At 47.9% G+C, this 15,980-nt stretch carries 15 protein-coding genes; 8 read left to right on the top strand and 7 right to left on the bottom strand.

What is annotated here, in order from left to right; translation table 11 throughout:
- The first annotated feature begins 175 nt into the window (after nt 1-175).
- On the top strand, nt 176-949 hold the full coding sequence (locus AC3RV5_RS04905; protein ID WP_489730854.1) for a hypothetical protein: 774 nt from the start codon (nt 176-178) through the stop codon (nt 947-949).
- A 5-nt stretch (nt 950-954) separates the two neighbouring features.
- Here AC3RV5_RS04905 and AC3RV5_RS04900 read toward each other — a convergent pair whose 3' ends face one another.
- Complete coding sequence (locus AC3RV5_RS04900; RefSeq protein ID WP_489730853.1) at nt 955-1,362, bottom strand: methylglyoxal synthase; 408 nt, start codon at nt 1,360-1,362, stop codon at nt 955-957.
- Between the two features lie 106 nt (nt 1,363-1,468).
- Nucleotides 1,469-2,614 carry an acetylornithine deacetylase gene (gene argE, locus AC3RV5_RS04895; protein ID WP_489730852.1) on the bottom strand — a complete coding sequence of 382 codons (1,146 nt, stop codon included), beginning with the start codon at nt 2,612-2,614 and terminating at the stop codon, nt 1,469-1,471.
- Nucleotides 2,615-2,954: 340 nt separating this feature from the next.
- On the opposite strand from argE, the gene argC reads away from it, so the two are divergent.
- The 7 genes from argC (at nt 2,955) to AC3RV5_RS04860 (ending at nt 10,144) form a co-directional block, all read left to right on the top strand.
- On the top strand, nt 2,955-3,983 hold the full coding sequence (gene argC / locus AC3RV5_RS04890; protein WP_489730851.1) for an N-acetyl-gamma-glutamyl-phosphate reductase: 1,029 nt from the start codon (nt 2,955-2,957) through the stop codon (nt 3,981-3,983).
- Entirely contained in the window at nt 3,980-4,768 is a 789-nt protein-coding gene (argB, locus tag AC3RV5_RS04885; protein WP_489730850.1) for an acetylglutamate kinase, read from the top strand. The genes argC and argB overlap by 4 nt, the downstream gene beginning before the upstream one ends.
- The gene (locus AC3RV5_RS04880; RefSeq protein ID WP_489730849.1) at nt 4,765-5,682 is read left to right on the top strand and encodes an ornithine carbamoyltransferase; all 918 of its coding nucleotides are present in this window, start codon (nt 4,765-4,767) and stop codon (nt 5,680-5,682) included. The genes argB and AC3RV5_RS04880 overlap by 4 nt, the downstream gene beginning before the upstream one ends.
- A gap of 31 nt (nt 5,683-5,713) precedes the next feature.
- Nucleotides 5,714-6,958 carry an argininosuccinate synthase gene (locus AC3RV5_RS04875; protein ID WP_489730848.1) on the top strand — a complete coding sequence of 415 codons (1,245 nt, stop codon included), beginning with the start codon at nt 5,714-5,716 and terminating at the stop codon, nt 6,956-6,958.
- Nucleotides 6,955-8,340, top strand: coding sequence for an argininosuccinate lyase (gene argH, locus AC3RV5_RS04870; protein ID WP_489730847.1), 1,386 nt, complete (start codon nt 6,955-6,957; stop codon nt 8,338-8,340). Before AC3RV5_RS04875 ends, argH begins: the two co-directional genes overlap by 4 nt.
- Before the next feature lie 15 nt (nt 8,341-8,355).
- Nucleotides 8,356-9,666, top strand: a complete 1,311-nt coding sequence (argA, locus tag AC3RV5_RS04865) for an amino-acid N-acetyltransferase (RefSeq protein WP_489730846.1) — start codon at nt 8,356-8,358, stop codon at nt 9,664-9,666.
- An 82-nt stretch (nt 9,667-9,748) separates the two neighbouring features.
- On the top strand, nt 9,749-10,144 hold the full coding sequence (locus tag AC3RV5_RS04860; RefSeq protein WP_489730845.1) for a YkgJ family cysteine cluster protein: 396 nt from the start codon (nt 9,749-9,751) through the stop codon (nt 10,142-10,144).
- Nucleotides 10,145-10,185: 41 nt separating this feature from the next.
- On the opposite strand, the gene AC3RV5_RS04855 is transcribed toward AC3RV5_RS04860, so the two are convergent.
- From AC3RV5_RS04855 to zwf, 5 genes are read right to left on the bottom strand one after another with little or no spacing between them, the layout of a single operon-like run.
- Nucleotides 10,186-10,839 (bottom strand): bifunctional 4-hydroxy-2-oxoglutarate aldolase/2-dehydro-3-deoxy-phosphogluconate aldolase, encoded by a 654-nt coding sequence (locus AC3RV5_RS04855; RefSeq protein ID WP_489730844.1) that lies wholly within the window; start codon nt 10,837-10,839, stop codon nt 10,186-10,188.
- A gap of 5 nt (nt 10,840-10,844) precedes the next feature.
- Nucleotides 10,845-11,798 carry a glucokinase gene (locus AC3RV5_RS04850; protein ID WP_489730843.1) on the bottom strand — a complete coding sequence of 318 codons (954 nt, stop codon included), beginning with the start codon at nt 11,796-11,798 and terminating at the stop codon, nt 10,845-10,847.
- Nucleotides 11,798-13,624, bottom strand: coding sequence for a phosphogluconate dehydratase (gene edd / locus AC3RV5_RS04845; protein WP_489730842.1), 1,827 nt, complete (start codon nt 13,622-13,624; stop codon nt 11,798-11,800). The genes AC3RV5_RS04850 and edd overlap by 1 nt, the downstream gene beginning before the upstream one ends.
- Before the next feature lie 9 nt (nt 13,625-13,633).
- Nucleotides 13,634-14,326, bottom strand: a complete 693-nt coding sequence (pgl, locus tag AC3RV5_RS04840; protein WP_489730841.1) for a 6-phosphogluconolactonase — start codon at nt 14,324-14,326, stop codon at nt 13,634-13,636.
- A 1-nt stretch (nt 14,327) separates the two neighbouring features.
- Nucleotides 14,328-15,818 carry a glucose-6-phosphate dehydrogenase gene (gene zwf, locus AC3RV5_RS04835; RefSeq protein ID WP_489730840.1) on the bottom strand — a complete coding sequence of 497 codons (1,491 nt, stop codon included), beginning with the start codon at nt 15,816-15,818 and terminating at the stop codon, nt 14,328-14,330.
- Between the last annotated feature and the right edge of the window lie 162 nt (nt 15,819-15,980).

The raw sequence follows: 15,980 nt of genomic DNA, 5'->3' as shown, positions 1-15,980 counted from the left end.
CGTTTACCCTTGATAACTCTGCTTTGCAGCCAATTAGATTGAGCGCAATAATAAACAATGTGCATTACCATAGCCCATGGTTTACATAATCTTTACATAGGCCTTGCGTTTCTTTGCATTGCAAGGCGTAAGCTCTAAATACCCCAGTGACCTCAACCCTGTGTAGGAAACGCAAATGTTAAACTTAAAATCATTGATTAAACCTCTGGCCTTATCTATGGCCATGATACTCAGCACCCAAGTATGGGCTAAACCTCAGCATCGCCCCGCTGGCGAGTTACATCAGATCCTAAAACAACTGGATCTGAGTGAGCAACAACGCCAGGATATCCGCCAGTTATTAAAACAGAATAGCGGAGATAAGTCCCTTTATCGCGAGGACTTAAAGGACGTCCATCAAGATCTACGCTCCTTAGTGCAGTCAGCAAGCTGGGATCAAGATGCAGTGAAAGCGGCACTGGAAAAGCACCAGGCAGCCAACAGCGACCGTAGGTGGCAGAACATTCAAAACAAACATCAAATCTGGTTAGCCTTGACGCCAAAACAACAGCCACAATTTTTGCAATTGCTTGGCCAACAGGAAGACAAACAAGGTGGCAAACGGCATTTGCATAAACATCTCAAAAAACTCGATTTAACGGAGCAACAATGGGCAGAGGTCAAAAATAATCACCAAAAGATGGAAGCCTATAAGACTGAACATAAGGCGGCCGAACAAACTTTCAGACAGGCATTAACCGAGATTATCGGTGCAGATGAATTATCTCAGAATGATTGGCAAGTCTTGCAAAAAAACTATCAGCAAGATTGGCTAACACACGCGATGTTCAAAGCCGAAAATGAACATGCTCTGTGGGTTTTGCTCACCCCTGAACAGCAAAACAAATGGCAACTTATGCAAGAACGCTCTGAGCAGAAAAAGCGTAAACATAAATCCGAAGATCATTAAACAGCTTAGTAGTCTGGTACGACACGCTGATATACCTCGCCAATAAATAAGGGCGAGGTAACCAGCATATCTGCAGTGCATGTATTGCAAGCCACGGGCAAATTCCATACTGAACACAGACGCAATAACGCTTTAACATCGGGATCATGTGGTGCTGGATTAAGGGGATCCCAAAAAAAGATCAAACAATCCAGTTTGCGTTCAGCAATCAAGGCGCCGATCTGTTGATCCCCCCCTAAAGGACCGCTTTTATAGCAGTGCACTGGCAAAGCCAAACTTTGCTGCAATAACCCTCCTGTGGTGCCTGTGGCCACCAGATTATGTTTGGCTAACTCAACCTTATGCTCGTGAGCCCACCTGACCAGCTCAGGTTTCATGTGATCGTGCGCCACTAAGGCAATGGTTTTTTGCATACTGTTGACCTTTACTTATTATAATTACAAATTTAGTGTTTCTGGTATGTCACTTCCATGACATATTCACCCACGCTCGGTTAATCTGAGCACGCAGACCTCGACTTTACAAACACACCGACTTAATGAAATTACGCAGCAAGGTCGTTGTGGGGTCGATATAGTGTAAGTCGATAAACTCATCAGGTTGATGGGCCTGTTCAATGCTGCCGGGTCCCAGCACTATAGTGTCGCAGCCGAGTTGATTGATAAAAGGGGCTTCAGTGGCGTAGTTGGCACTGACGGGATCAAATCCAGTCAGGGATTTGGCGAGTTCCAAAATACCCTGCTCGTTTCTACAACCAAAAGAGGGGGCCGTAGCATACATCAGCTCACGGGTAATACGATTCGGGTAGTTATTCATCAGAGGCTTAAGTGTTTCATCAATCAAAGCAATCGCCTCTTCGTCACTAAGGGTCGGTATGGCGCGTAAATCAAAATTCAGTTGGCAATGGCCACAAATGCGGTTTTCACCATCACCCCCATGAATATGTCCGAGATTAATGGTCACTTCCGGCACGCTAAAGTCGTCATCTCGATAACGTTCGGCTAAATGCTGTTTTAACGCCAACAACTTACCAATAGCTTGATACATAATTTCAATGGCATTAACACCTTTGGCAGGATCACTCGAATGTCCTGCCTGCCCTGTAATATTTAAACTGTGCCCCATATGCCCTTTATGTTTGTATATGGGTTTTAGTTCTGTGGGCTCACCGATAATTGCCATATCCGGCTTGATCAACTGCTGCTCGACAAAAAATCGCGCACCCGCCATAGACGTTTCTTCGTCAGCGGTGGCCAGTATGTATAGCGGTTTTTTAAGCTTATTCAGGGGTAAGTCCTTCAGCGCCTCTAAAATAAATGCAAAAAAACCCTTCATATCACAGCTGCCCAAGCCGTATAAACGTTCATCGGCCTGGCGAACTTTAAAGGGATCCATTTGCCAGCGATCTTGATCAAATGGCACAGTATCCGAGTGACCGGATAACAACAAACCCCCTTCTCCAGTGCCTAATTTAGCCAACATATTGTATTTATTTCGCGCCCCAGGAACTTGCTGAATACTTATGTTAAATCCAAAATCTGTAAACCAGCCCGCAAGCATGTCGATAAGCAGACGATTAGACTCATCCAATTTCGGGTCAAAGGCGCTAATAGTAGGGGTGGCTATAATACGTTCAAAACATTCTATAAAAGACAAAGATGGCATAATAAACCTAATAATAGTTATTCATATTAATTGCATAAATATATAACACATGGCATTCTTTAACCTAACATGATTTAGGTGCTTAGCATTATCAAGACGACCTGAATTGTCCGTATCTTAGCTTAAATTGGTTTTATAACGCACATGAATTCAGTTTCGCCACAATTTGATTCCCTGCCTAGCTTCGCCAGCATGTTGTATCGACGATAAGTCGACGTCTGATTGCGTATAGCTCACCTTTTGCCTTTGGTTAACAAGTAAAGGCAAAAGGTGTTTTTTTATTTGTGTCATTATTGTTTAGTAAACTAAGCAACTTATCATTAGCAGAGATATTCGTTTTATGATCAAAACCTGTATTGTGGGTGCCAGTGGCTATACTGGTGCCGAATTAGCCGCTCTTGTTAGTCGCCATTCGAAGTTTGATCTGGCCGCACTTTACGTCTCGGCGGGAAGTCAGGATGCGGGTAAAACCCTTGGTGAATTACACGGCCACTTGTTTGGCCAACTATCGCTACCATTACTCCCTCTTACCGATGAGCGCCTGGCTGACTTGGCCAACGAAATGGATCTCATTTTCCTGGCCACGCCCCATGAAGCCAGTCATGACTGGATGCCAGTTTTAACTGGCGGCAAAGCCGTAGTGTTGGACTTGTCCGGGGCCTTTCGTCTTAAAGATGCGCAGACTTTTTCCCAGTATTACGGCTTTGAACACCAACATGCCGCCTGTCTTCAGCAAGCAGTTTATGGTTTAGCCGACTGGTACCCCAAGCAAATTTCCAACGCTAATCTGATCGCAGTCCCCGGCTGTTACCCAACGGCCTCACTAACTGCCCTTAAACCCTTGCAGCAAAATGCTTTGCTGGACCCGGCTCATCAGCCGATCATCAATGCCATATCCGGGGTTACGGGGGCCGGGCGCAAAGCCGCTCTTGCCAACAGTTTTTGTGAAGTGAGTTTGCAAGCTTATGGCGTACATAGTCATAGGCATCAGCCGGAAATCAGCCAATGCCTGGGCACAGAGGTGATGTTCACTCCCCATTTGGGCAATTTCAAACGCGGAATTTTAGCCACCATTACCGTGAAATTGGTGTCCGGCACCACTGCGGCGCAAGTTAACCAGGCCTACGCTGAAGCATATCAAAACAATCCCCTGATCCGGCTGTTACCTGGCTGGCCCAAACTGGATGACGTTGTCGGTTCGCCATTTTGTGATCTACACTGGAAGTCTGCTCAAAACAACGATTATCTGGTGGTGTGCAGCGCCATAGATAATTTATTAAAAGGTGCCGCCTCCCAGGCTATTCAGTGCGCAAATTTGCGTTTTGGTTTTGCCAGTCATCTGGGGTTAGCCGCCGGGAGTAGACAATGACCCCATTAGTGATAAAAGTGGGCGGAGCCTTTATGCAGGCACCCAAGGCAGCCATGCAGTTGCTCGATGTTATTGGCCAATTGCAACAGCAACGTCCTGTGGTGGTAGTGCACGGCGGAGGGCCTATGGTTGAACAGTTATTACAAGCACTGCAACTAAACAGTGAGAAAGTCGATGGCTTACGGGTTACACCACCTGAACATATGCCCTATATTACCGGTGCTTTGGCAGGTACGGCCAACAAGCAGTTGTGCGCTTTTGCCATTAGGGCCAAACTCGATCCCGTGGGTTTGTGTTTAGCTGATGGACACTCGGTTTCGTGTCAGCAACTCGACCCTAAGCTAGGTGCGGTAGGGATTGCCCGGCCCGGTTCGGCCAAGATGTTGAACCTGTTACTGGCTGCCCAGATGCTGCCTATCATTAGCTCGATTGGTGCAGACGAACAAGGTAACCTGCTTAACGTTAACGCCGATCAGGCCGCTACTGTGATAGCCCAACTGTTGCAAGCAGATCTCATGCTGCTATCAGATGTATCCGGGGTACTGGATGGGGATAAAATATTGATCGAGGAGTTAACCGCCCAAGATATACAAGATTTGATCAATCAGGATATCATTACCGACGGCATGCAGGTAAAAGTGACAGCGGCATTGGACGCAGCCACTAGTTTGCAACGCCCCATTACCATCGCCAGCTGGCAAGTACCGGAGCAACTTTTAGGTTTACTCGCTGGTGAACCTGTTGGCACCACTATTTTCCCTAACCTTAGCCAAGGAACCCTATGAAAAAGGATCTTCTTAGTTTTAAAGATTGGTCAGCCCAAGAGCTGTATGCCCTGCTTGATTTGGCCAAAACCATCAAGGCCAATCCACATCAATACAGCAGCGCCCTGGCGGGTAAATCTATCGTCGCCCTGTTTGAAAAACCGTCGCTGCGCACCCGGGTGAGCTTTGACATCGGCATTCATAAACTCGGTGGACATATGGTGTATTTGGATAGTCAATCCAGTAGACTCGTTGGCCGGGAAGACAACGCAGACATGGGTAAAAACTTAGCCTGTTGGGCCGATGCCATAATCGCCCGGGTTTTTTCCCATCAAACTCTGGTTGAGCTCGCCGAATCAGCTAAAATCCCGGTTATCAATGCATTATGTGATCTGTACCATCCTTGTCAGGCACTTGCGGATTATCTGACCTTGTCTGAACAATTCGCTGATTTACGTCAGGTCAAATTGGCCTACTTGGGTGATGGTAACAATGTTACCCATTCCTTGATGATAATGGGGGTCACCCTGGGTTGCGAGGTAATAGTGATTACCCCACAAGGTTATGAAGTTGATGCTGACATCATCTTGCTAGCCCAAGAAAAAGCGGCCCAAAATGGTGGTAAATTGGTTGTTAGCACGTCAGTTGACGCCGCCATAGGTGCCCATGCGATTTATACCGACACCTGGTTGTCAATGGGTGATGACACGCCACTTGAGACGATCAAAGAAGCATTTAGTGACTTCAAGATAGATGAAAAAATGATGCACAAGACAGGTGCCCAGTACGTCATGCATTGCCAACCCGCCCACCGGGATTTAGAAATAAGTGGCAGCCTGATAGATTCAGCCCAATCTTTGTTAATGCAGCAGGCAGAAAACAGAATGCACGGCCAAAATGCCATTTTGGTGCATCTGTTAGGCAATGCCAATTAACCCAATTTGAAAATATTAGTTAGGGATCATCATGACCAAGAAAAACATTAAAAAAGTAGTACTTGCCTATTCCGGCGGTCTCGACACCTCTGCCATCATCCCATGGTTAAAGGAAAATTATGATTGTGAAGTCATCGCCTTTGCCGCAGATGTAGGTCAAGGCGATGAAGAGCTAGAAGGCTTGCGGGAAAAAGCTATCAAAACCGGCGCCAGTGAATGTTATATAGTCGATTTAAAAGAAGAATTTGTTGCAGACTATATTTACCCCACTATCACCACGGGCGCGGTGTATGAAGGCCAATACCTGTTGGGTACCTCAATGGCCCGTCCCATCATAGCTAAAGCCCAGGTGGAAATTGCGCGCAAAGTCGGTGCCGATGCTCTATGTCACGGGTGTACCGGTAAAGGTAACGACCAAGTACGTTTCGAAGGGACCTTCGCTGCCCTAGCCCCTGAACTAACCGTGATCGCACCTTGGCGTGAGTGGGACATGGTTTCTCGTGAAGACTTGCTGGACTACTTGGCTGAGCGCGATATTAAAACCACCGCTTCAGCAACTAAAATTTATAGCCGGGACGCCAACGCATGGCATATCTCCCACGAAGGTGGTGAGTTAGAAGATCCTTGGTGTGAGCCAAGTAAAGAAGTATGGACCATGACAGTAGCCCCAGAAGATGCACCCAATACCCCAGAGCGTATTGAAGTTAGCTTCGAGCAAGGCCGCATGGTTGAAGTTAACGGTGAAGCCCTTAGCCCCTATCAGTGTTTGGTTACATTGAATACCCTAGCCGCCGCCCACGGTGTTGGCCGAATTGATATCGTCGAAAACCGTTTAGTCGGCATGAAATCTCGTGGCTGTTATGAAACCCCTGGGGGCACAGTTATGGTGGCAGCCTACAAAGCGTTGGAAAGCCTGGTATTAGACAAAGCCGCCCTAAAATACCGTGAACAAATAGGCTTGGAATTTTCCCATGTCATGTATGACGGTCGCTGGTTTACGCCGTTAAACGCATCGCTGTTAGCCGGTGCTGCCAGCCTGGCCGACAAGGTGACCGGGGACATAGTGATAAAACTCTATAAAGGCCAGGCCACCGTGACCCAACGTCGTTCGCCTAACAGTCTATATTCGGAAGACTTCGCCACGTTTGGAGCTGACGATGTATACGATCAAAGTCATGCTGAAGGTTTTATCCGTTTATATAGCCTATCGAGTCGCATTGGCGCATTGAATGCCAAAGCTCAGGCAGTAAAAAACAGCCAAGGGTCAAACTCGTGAGTTTATGGGGCGGGCGTTTTCAAGATGGTAGCAGTGCCATGTTTCGCACAGTTAATGACTCACTGCCCTTTGACCGGGTACTGGCCAGCCAGGATATCCGCGGCTCTATAGCCTGGTCGCGGGCGATAGCTACGGCAGGCGTTTTAACCCAGGATGAACAACAACAACTGGAAGAGGCCTTGCAGAGTTTGCTGGCTAAGGCAGAAACCGGTCAACTAGATTTCGATGCCAGCAGCGAAGAAGATATTCACAGCTTTGTGGAAGCGACGCTTATCGAACAGCTAGGTGACGTCGCCCGTAAATTACACACAGGCCGCAGCCGTAATGACCAAGTCGCCACAGATTTTCGTTTGTGGACTCGGGAACATGTGGATTTGTTGATCCTGGATTTACAAAATGTCATTGGCTCCTTACTCGGTAGTGCAGACAAAAACCAGCAGGTTATCTTGCCCGGTTACACCCATCTGCAACGTGCGCAACCCGTACGTTACCCCCATTGGTGTTTAGCCTATGTGGAGATGTTTAAGCGGGATATCAGCCGTTTACAGGACCTGCAGGTGCGTTTAAATCAATGTCCACTGGGCAGTGGCGCACTGGCAGGGACCACTTATCCCATCGATCGCCAGGCGATAGCAGAAGAGTTAGGGTTCACCAGTCCCTGCTTAAACAGTCTGGATGCAGTATCGGATCGTGACTATGTGCTGGAATTATTATTTGTCGCCAGTACCAGCATGATGCATATGTCACGCATGGCCGAAGATCTGATTTTTTATAACTCCGGCGAAGCCGGCTTTATTCAGTTGGGTGATGCGGTCACGTCTGGCTCATCTTTAATGCCACAGAAGAAAAACCCTGATGCCCTGGAGCTCATGCGCGGCAAGTGTGGTCGGGTGTTTGGCAGTTTACAAGCCATGTTAGTGACCATGAAGGGACTGCCCTTAGCCTACAACAAAGATATGCAGGAAGACAAAGAAGGCCTGTTTGATGCTACCAATCAATGGCATATCTGTTTATGCATCGCGTGTGAAGTCCTCGACAGTATCACGCTCGATAGCGAGCGTTGTGCTAAAGCGGCCCGGGAAGGTTACGCCAATGCTACCGAATTGGCAGATTATCTGGTGGCCAAAGGGATCCCATTTCGCACCGCTCACGATATTTCAGGTCAAGTTGTATTAGCAGCTTTGGCGCAGAAAAAAGCCATTGAAGAGCTGACTATTCCCCAACTGAAGGAATTTTCGGAGCTGATTGAAGAAGATGTGTACCCCGTATTACAGCTTGAATATTTAGTCGACAAACGCAGTGTCCTAGGGGGCACAGGTATAACACCTGTACTCGGGGCTTTGAAAAAAGCCCAAGCCGAACTGGCTATTAGCCAAAGCTAAACATAAGGAAACCAGGTGGTACTTTCACACAACGACAGTGTCAAATTATTTCGTAATTCCGCCCCTTATATCAATGCGCACAGAGGGAAAACCTTTATTCTGATGTTCGGCGGAGAAGCGGTTGAAGACAGTAATTTTGCCAATATCATTCACGACATCGCCTTGCTTAACAGCCTCGGGGTACGCCTGGTTTTAGTACATGGGGCCCGGCCTCAAATCGATCAACGGGTAGCTCTGCGCAACCTGGTTGGCCGCTTCGAAGACGGGCTGCGTATTACTGACAAACAAACGCTGGAATGTGTCAAAGATGCAGCGGGCTCAGTGCGATCACAAATCGAAGCCTTGTTGACTATGGGCTTATCCAACTCGCCCATGCACGGTTCGCATATACGGGTCTGTTCAGGCAACTTGGTGGTGGCTATGCCGATTGGCGTGCGGGAGGGTATCGATTTCGAACATACCGGCCTGGTCAGGCGTATTGATGTTACCGGCATAACTGATCATCTGGACGATGGCTCGATCGTATTGCTGCCGCCCATGGGCTACTCCCCTACCGGAGAGGTATTTAATTTAAGTCATGAAGATGTGGCCACCAGTGCCGCTAAAGCACTGAATGCCGATAAGGTGATTTTTTTCTCCGAAAAGGATGGCATAGTGGATGAAGACGGGCGTTTATTACGAAACATTCAATTGAATCAACTTTACCCCATGCTGGAACAAACTCATTTTAACGAAGAAAAACAGACTCTCCAGGCCATAATCAGTAGCCTGGAATTCGGTATCAGCCGTTGTCATTGTGTCAGTTACCAGCAAGACGGTGCACTGCTACAGGAACTGTTTACCCGGGACGGCGCAGGTTCGCTCATATCCCAGAGTTATTATGAACAGCTGCGCACTGCGACCATAGATGATGTGGGTGGCATTTTGAACTTGATTAACCCCCTGGAAGAACAGGGAATTTTAGTTAAACGTTCCCGGGAGATATTGGAGCGGGAAATAGGCCAATTTACCTTGATTGAACGTGACGGTATGGCGATAGCCTGTGCGGCGCTTTACCCTTATGTGGAAGAACGCTGTGGTGAGCTAGCTTGCGTGGCGACCCACACGGATTACCGAGGTAAAAACCGCGGCGAACGTCTGTTGGCTGCCATCAAGGAACAAGCAGCCGAACAAGGCCTGGACTCAATATTTGTATTAACTACTGTCACTTCACATTGGTTTCAGGAACAAGGTTTTGTGCTCGCCAGCCTGGATGATTTACCCGCCAAGAAAAAACAACTGTACAATTTTCAGCGCAACTCCAAAGTATTTATGCTGCAACTGTAAACCCAACTGAAAGTACACCCGGGTTACTTCAACAGGCTTATTGTTGTAATCTGGGCCAGCTCTCTATTAGCCTCAGGTCGCCATGAAAGAATGTACCCAGTGCGGAAAATGCTGTACCAAATACAGCAATGGCGGTTTATCGGCAACGGATAGCGAAGTAGATATGTGGCAGTTATTCCGCCCTGATATAGCCGAATATGTTAAAAATGGACTCATTTGGATGAGCCCTGAAAACGGCAAACAACTCGCCCTGTGCCCATTTTTGCGTAAAGTGCCTGATCAGGAAATCTATACCTGCGATATTTATTTTGACCGCCCAGATGACTGTAAATTTTACCCCGTGACTATCCAGCAAATGCTCAGTGATGAATGTGAAATGCTGGAAGAAACAGACATGGAACAGCCAGTTAAAGCCCAGCGGGCCCTGGACCGTCTTATGGCGGACAGCCGCCCACCATATGACAAAATTGAGGCATAAAAAAGGCCACCTTTAGGTGACCTCCTTAAGACTGATTTCACTTAAGACTTCAAGGAAGCAGCACCCGCTACGGCTTGCTTAGCGAGCTCGGTAACACGCGCCCAATCACCGGCTTCTACTGCATCATCCGGGGCTAACCATGAACCTCCAGCGCAACGGACATTTGGCAGAGCGAGGTAATCCAGATAGTTGGTTGGGCTGATGCCGCCTGTGGGGCAAAATGCGATTTCTGGGAATGGGCCACCTATGGCTTTTAAGGCTTTAATGCCACCCGAGGCCTCGGCAGGGAAAAACTTAAGATGTGTATAACCAAAATCAACTGCTTTCATAAGCTCTGAGATAGACGAGACGCCAGGAATAAGGGCAATGTTTCCCTCATTACCCGCAGCCAACAAATCCGGAGTCATACCAGGGCTAATTGCAAATAACGCACCTGCATCCTGCACTTGTTTAAGTTGCTCTCTATTTGTCACTGTACCCGCTCCAATCAAGGCATCAGGCACTTCCTTAGCGATAGCACTGATAGCGGCCAACGCAGCCGGGGTGCGAAGGGTGACTTCTAATACGCGAATACCGCCAGCAATCAGCGCTTTTGCCAAAGGCACAGCATGTTTCACATCCTTGATCACCAATACAGGGACCACAGGGCCTTGGCTAAAAACCTCTTCTGAAGAAACTTTCCAATTTTTTGTCATTGCATCTAACCTTTGTAATGCTGCTCTAAATAAGCCATAGCGCCAATCAAACCGTGATCGGGCTCGGTAATAATGTAAGTGGGTATAGTGGCTACGTAGTTTTGAAACCGACCTTTGGCTTCAAAACGCTGGCGAAATTCACTCTGCTTGAGATAGTCCACAAATCGGGAGGCTATGCCGCCGCCAATATACACACCACCTCGGGTACATAAATTTAACGCTAAATTACCGGCGAAACTGCCCATAATTCGGCAAAATTGCGCCAATGTCGCCGCGCACAAATCACAACTGTTGGCCAAAGCACGGGTGGTGATATCTGCTGCATTGTCAAACTCCATCGGTCGCCCTTGATGGGCAGCCAGTGCTTGGTAGATATGCACTATGCCGCGCCCTGACATGACTTCTTCGGCGGAGGCATGGCCAAACTTAGCGGTCAAAAAACGTAATATGGCAATATCATTTTCATCCACAGCGGCAAAATCCACATGACCACCTTCACCATCCAAAGACTGCCAACCCTGGTCGATATGGGTTAAGTGTTTGACACCCAAACCCGTACCAGGGCCAAACACCGCGATGTTAGCAGTAAGCTCAGCTTGGCCCGGACCAATTTGAACCTTTTGGTGGGCACTGAGTTTTGGCAGGGAGTGGGCCACCGCGGTAAAGTCATTGATCACCCCTATCCACTGCAAACCCAGTTCGTTTTGCAAGGCTTTAGTGGAGAACACCCAAGTATGATTGGTCATTTTGACCAAATCACCACTGACAGGACAGGCAATCGCCAGGCAACCCGCGGTAAACTGTATAGCAGGGAACTCGCTAAAATATTGTTTGATAGCGTCACCAATAGTGGCAAAGTCGGCACACAAATATTTTTTAATCTCAGAGACTTGACCGTCAACAATTTGTCCCAGGCGAATATTGGTACCGCCAATATCAGCCACAAAATTATTAGCCACTAGTTTTCTTCCTGTCCAACGAACAATGAACATGCGCCTTGCTCGGCACCCGTTAACGCAGCGCGCATGCCAGCAAACATCTCACGACCCATGCCAATTTGATGGGACGCTACGTCTGTTACTTTGGCCTGGCGCTTGTCAAGTTCAGCGCTGTCAACACACAAGGTAATATGTCCGCTTTTGGTATTTAACTCGATCATATCGCCATTTTGTATCTTGGCGATCAGTCCACCTTTCAAGGCTTCCGGAGTCAAGTGGATGGCTGCGGGCACTTTACCGGATGCGCCTGACATACGTCCGTCGGTGACCAGTGCCACTTTGAAACCTTTATCCTGAAGCACCCCCAGAGGTGGGGTTAAGCTGTGTAATTCTGGCATACCTATGGCCGAGGGGCCTTGGAAACGCACGACTACGATACAGTCTTTATCCAAATCACCGGCTTTAAACGCTGCGGCCAGTTCAAACTGATCTTCAAATACCACCGCAGGCGCCTTGATATAACAATGGGGCTGTCGAAGTGCCGAGGTTTTCATTACCGCACGGCCCAGATTCCCAGTTAATACCGATAACCCACCATCAGGTTTAAAGGGGTTTTCAACACTGGCTACTACCTGGGGATCAAAAGACTCAGTGGGGCCATCACGCCAAACCAGTTCGCCCTGCTCCAACATCGGCTCTTGGGTGTATCGCTCTAGGCCATCACCACAAATGGTTTTTACATCATTGTGCAATAAACCGCCTTTAAGTAGTTCTCTGAACAGTAACGCCATGCCGCCTGCAGCGGTGAAGTGGTTAATATCCGCTGAACCATTGGGGTAAATACGCGTCAACAAGGGAACCGCATCTGAGATATCTGAGAAATCATCCCAGTTGACTATATAACCTGCCGCCCTAGCCACCGCGACTAAGTGCATGGTGTGGTTAGTTGAGCCACCGGTCGCCAACAAAGCGACTATGCCATTTACTATCGACTTGGCGTCCACTATGTGTCCGATAGGACGATAGTCTTCACCCAGATCCGTGATGCGGGTGACTTGTCTGGCGGCAGCATCCGTTAAGGCTTCGCGCAAGGGAGTACCTGGATTGACAAAGGAAGAGCCAGGTAAATGTAAGCCCATCGTTTCCACCACCAGTTGGTTGCTGTTGGCCGTACCGTAAAACGTACAGGTACCGGCGGAGTGATAGGACTGAGACTCGGCTTCAAGCAATTCCGCACGACCCACTTTACCTTCGGCATAAGCTTGACGAACCCGGGCTTTTTCCTTGTTAGGAAGACCTGAAGGCATAGGACCTGCGGGCACAAAAATCGTAGGTAAGTGGCCAAAGCTCAAGCCGCCTATCAACAGACCCGGGACGATCTTGTCACAAATACCCATCATCAAGGTGCCATCAAACATATTGTGTGACAAAGCCACCGCAGTAGACAACGCGATCACATCCCGGCTCATCAGGCTTAAATCCATGCCTGGATTACCTTGAGTAACGCCGTCACACATGGCCGGAACGCCACCGGCAAACTGGGCCACACTGCCCACCTGGCTGATAGCCTTTTTTAGAATCTGTGGATAGTCGTGATACGGCTGGTGCGCCGACAACATATCATTATAGGACGAGATAATAGCTATATTGGATTTAGTCATACTGCGTAAATCGGCTTTATCTTCGCTACCGCAAGCAGCAAAACCGTGGGCTAGGTTGCCACACGACAACACACCGCGGTGGGGGCCATTGAGGCGGGCCTGTTCAATTTTAGCTAAATAAGCTTTGCGCGTATTTAGGCTACGCTCGATAATTCGTTCGGTAACGTCTTGGATCAATGAATTCATAAATATCTCCTAGGGCGCCCACATCAATTCGACTTGGGCATGATTGATGACCGCACGGATGGGCATCTCGAATTCGTCGCCACCCTTGATTGCTGTGTCCAATACCTGCTTTTTAGCCACACCGGTCAGATGTAGAAAAATATTTTTGCTGTTCAATAACGCTGGTAAGGTCAAAGACATGCGCTGGTTAGGTGCAGTGGTGGGCTGCACGGCAATATAAGTGCGACGACTGCCCATATCCAGGCCTTGATGGATTTGTTCTGAGCAGGGAAACAACGAAGCCGTATGGCCGTCCTCACCCATACCTAAAATGAGCACGTCAAAAGGCGTTTTCAATTTTGCCAGATTCCCCGTGCATTCATCCACTGCCTCTTTAGCATCGCCATGGGCGGTTTTAAGTCCAACAAAGTTGGCCTTTTGCGCATTGTTTTTCAACAGCTCCCGGCGCAGCATTTTTTCGTTACTGGCGTCGTCGTTTGTCTCCACCCAACGTTCATCCGCCAGGCTTATATCAACTTTGTCCCAGGCCAGATCAGCTTTGGACAGAGCATCAAACAAGGCTGCGGGCGTACGTCCACCTGAAACAATCAAACTTGCCCGGCCATTTTGGGCGATACCGTCTTGAAGAATAGTGACAATACGCTGGGCGAAGGTGTTATTGAGTTCATCTACGGATTGAAAATTTGTTTCTTTTAAAGCCATGTTATTTCTTCCCTATCTTGCTTTCGTACCAGGCACGATCTTCACGGGCTAACAATGCAATTGACGCTACCGGGCCCCAGGTGCCAGCTTGATAAGACTCAGGGGGTTCATTGCTGTGATCCCAGGCATCAATGATGCTGTCGACCCATTTCCAGGCAAATTCCACTTCATCACGGCTGACAAATAAGGTCTGGTTGCCCAGCATAACTTCTAGCAACAATTTTTCGTATGCATCGGCAATACGATCATCTTTGAATGCCTCGGAAAAGCTCAAGTTCAAACGGGATTTTTGTAAATCCATGGCACCTGTTTCGGTTAACCCAGGCACCTTATTCATAACGGTGACTTCAATGCCTTCATCGGGCTGTAAACGTATGGTCAGTTTATTGGGTGGGAGCTCGGAAAAACTTTCTTCAAACAAGTTATGGGGCTGACGTTTGAAATAGATCACCACCTCACTGGTTTTGTTGGGCAGGCGTTTGCCCGTACGCAAATAAAACGGTACCCCGGCCCAACGCCAGTTATCGATATCCACTTTAAGGGCGACAAAGGTTTCCGTTTCACTGCGCTGGTTAGCATCAGGCTCATCGAGGTAGCCGGGGACTTCTTTACCTTTGACAAAACCGCCTATGTATTGCCCACGCACACTCTTTTGCCGAATATTAGTGGAGTCAATGGTACGCAATGCCTTAAGTACTTTGAGTTTTTCGCCGCGAATACTGTCTGCATCTAAAGTAGTGGGAGGTTCCATGGCAATCAGGGTCAATATCTGCAACAAGTGATTCTGCACCATGTCACGCATCTGGCCGGCGGTATCAAAATAGCCCCAGCGCCCTTCAATACCAACCGACTCGGCAACGCTGATTTGCACGTGATCAATACTGTTGTGATCCCAATTGGTGGCAAAAATCGAATTGGCAAAACGTAAGGCAATCAGATTAAGTACGGTTTCTTTGCCCAGATAGTGATCGATACGATAAATTTGTGTTTCATCAAAAAACTCCGCCACTTGGTCATTAATGACTTTGGAAGATGCGAGATCATGCCCAATAGGTTTTTCAAGGACCACCCGCATGCTCTTGTCAATTATATTGGCGGCTTTTAAACCACGACAGATGTCACCAAATATCGATGGCGGGGTAGCAAAATAACACACCATAGTGCGACTGGTGTTCACATGTTCTGCAAACACCTTATAACTGTCGATGTCTTTCATGTCGACACAGACATAATCTAACTTGGCGGAAAAACGCTGCCAGGTTTCATCACACAATTTTTCATCAGAGAATTGCTCAATATTCGTTTTGACCAGCTCAACGTAGTCCTGCAGGCTGATTTCATCTCTGGCCACCCCCAAAATGGTGGTCTCGGCATGCATTAATTCTGCTTTTTCCAATTGATACAGAGACGGCAGCAATTTACGACGGGCCAAATCCCCCTTGGTACCAAATAAAACGAAGTCACACGGTTTGGATGAATTATCTAACGCCATTGTCTTTAACCTACTATTAATGAGAATATTTGATTCAACTTAGGCTAATAATAACACTTCAATCATTACTAATCTTTGCCCACAGTTAACAACAAGTGTAGTAAAATTACAACTTTTTACGACGAACCACCACAATCTTGGCCCCCCAAGCCCCTTAAGTTG

The sequence above is a fragment of the Paraglaciecola sp. IT1134 genome (assembly GCF_058068185.1).
The sequence above is the reverse complement of the archived record's forward strand: the minus strand, read 5'-3'. Positions and strand labels throughout refer to the sequence as shown.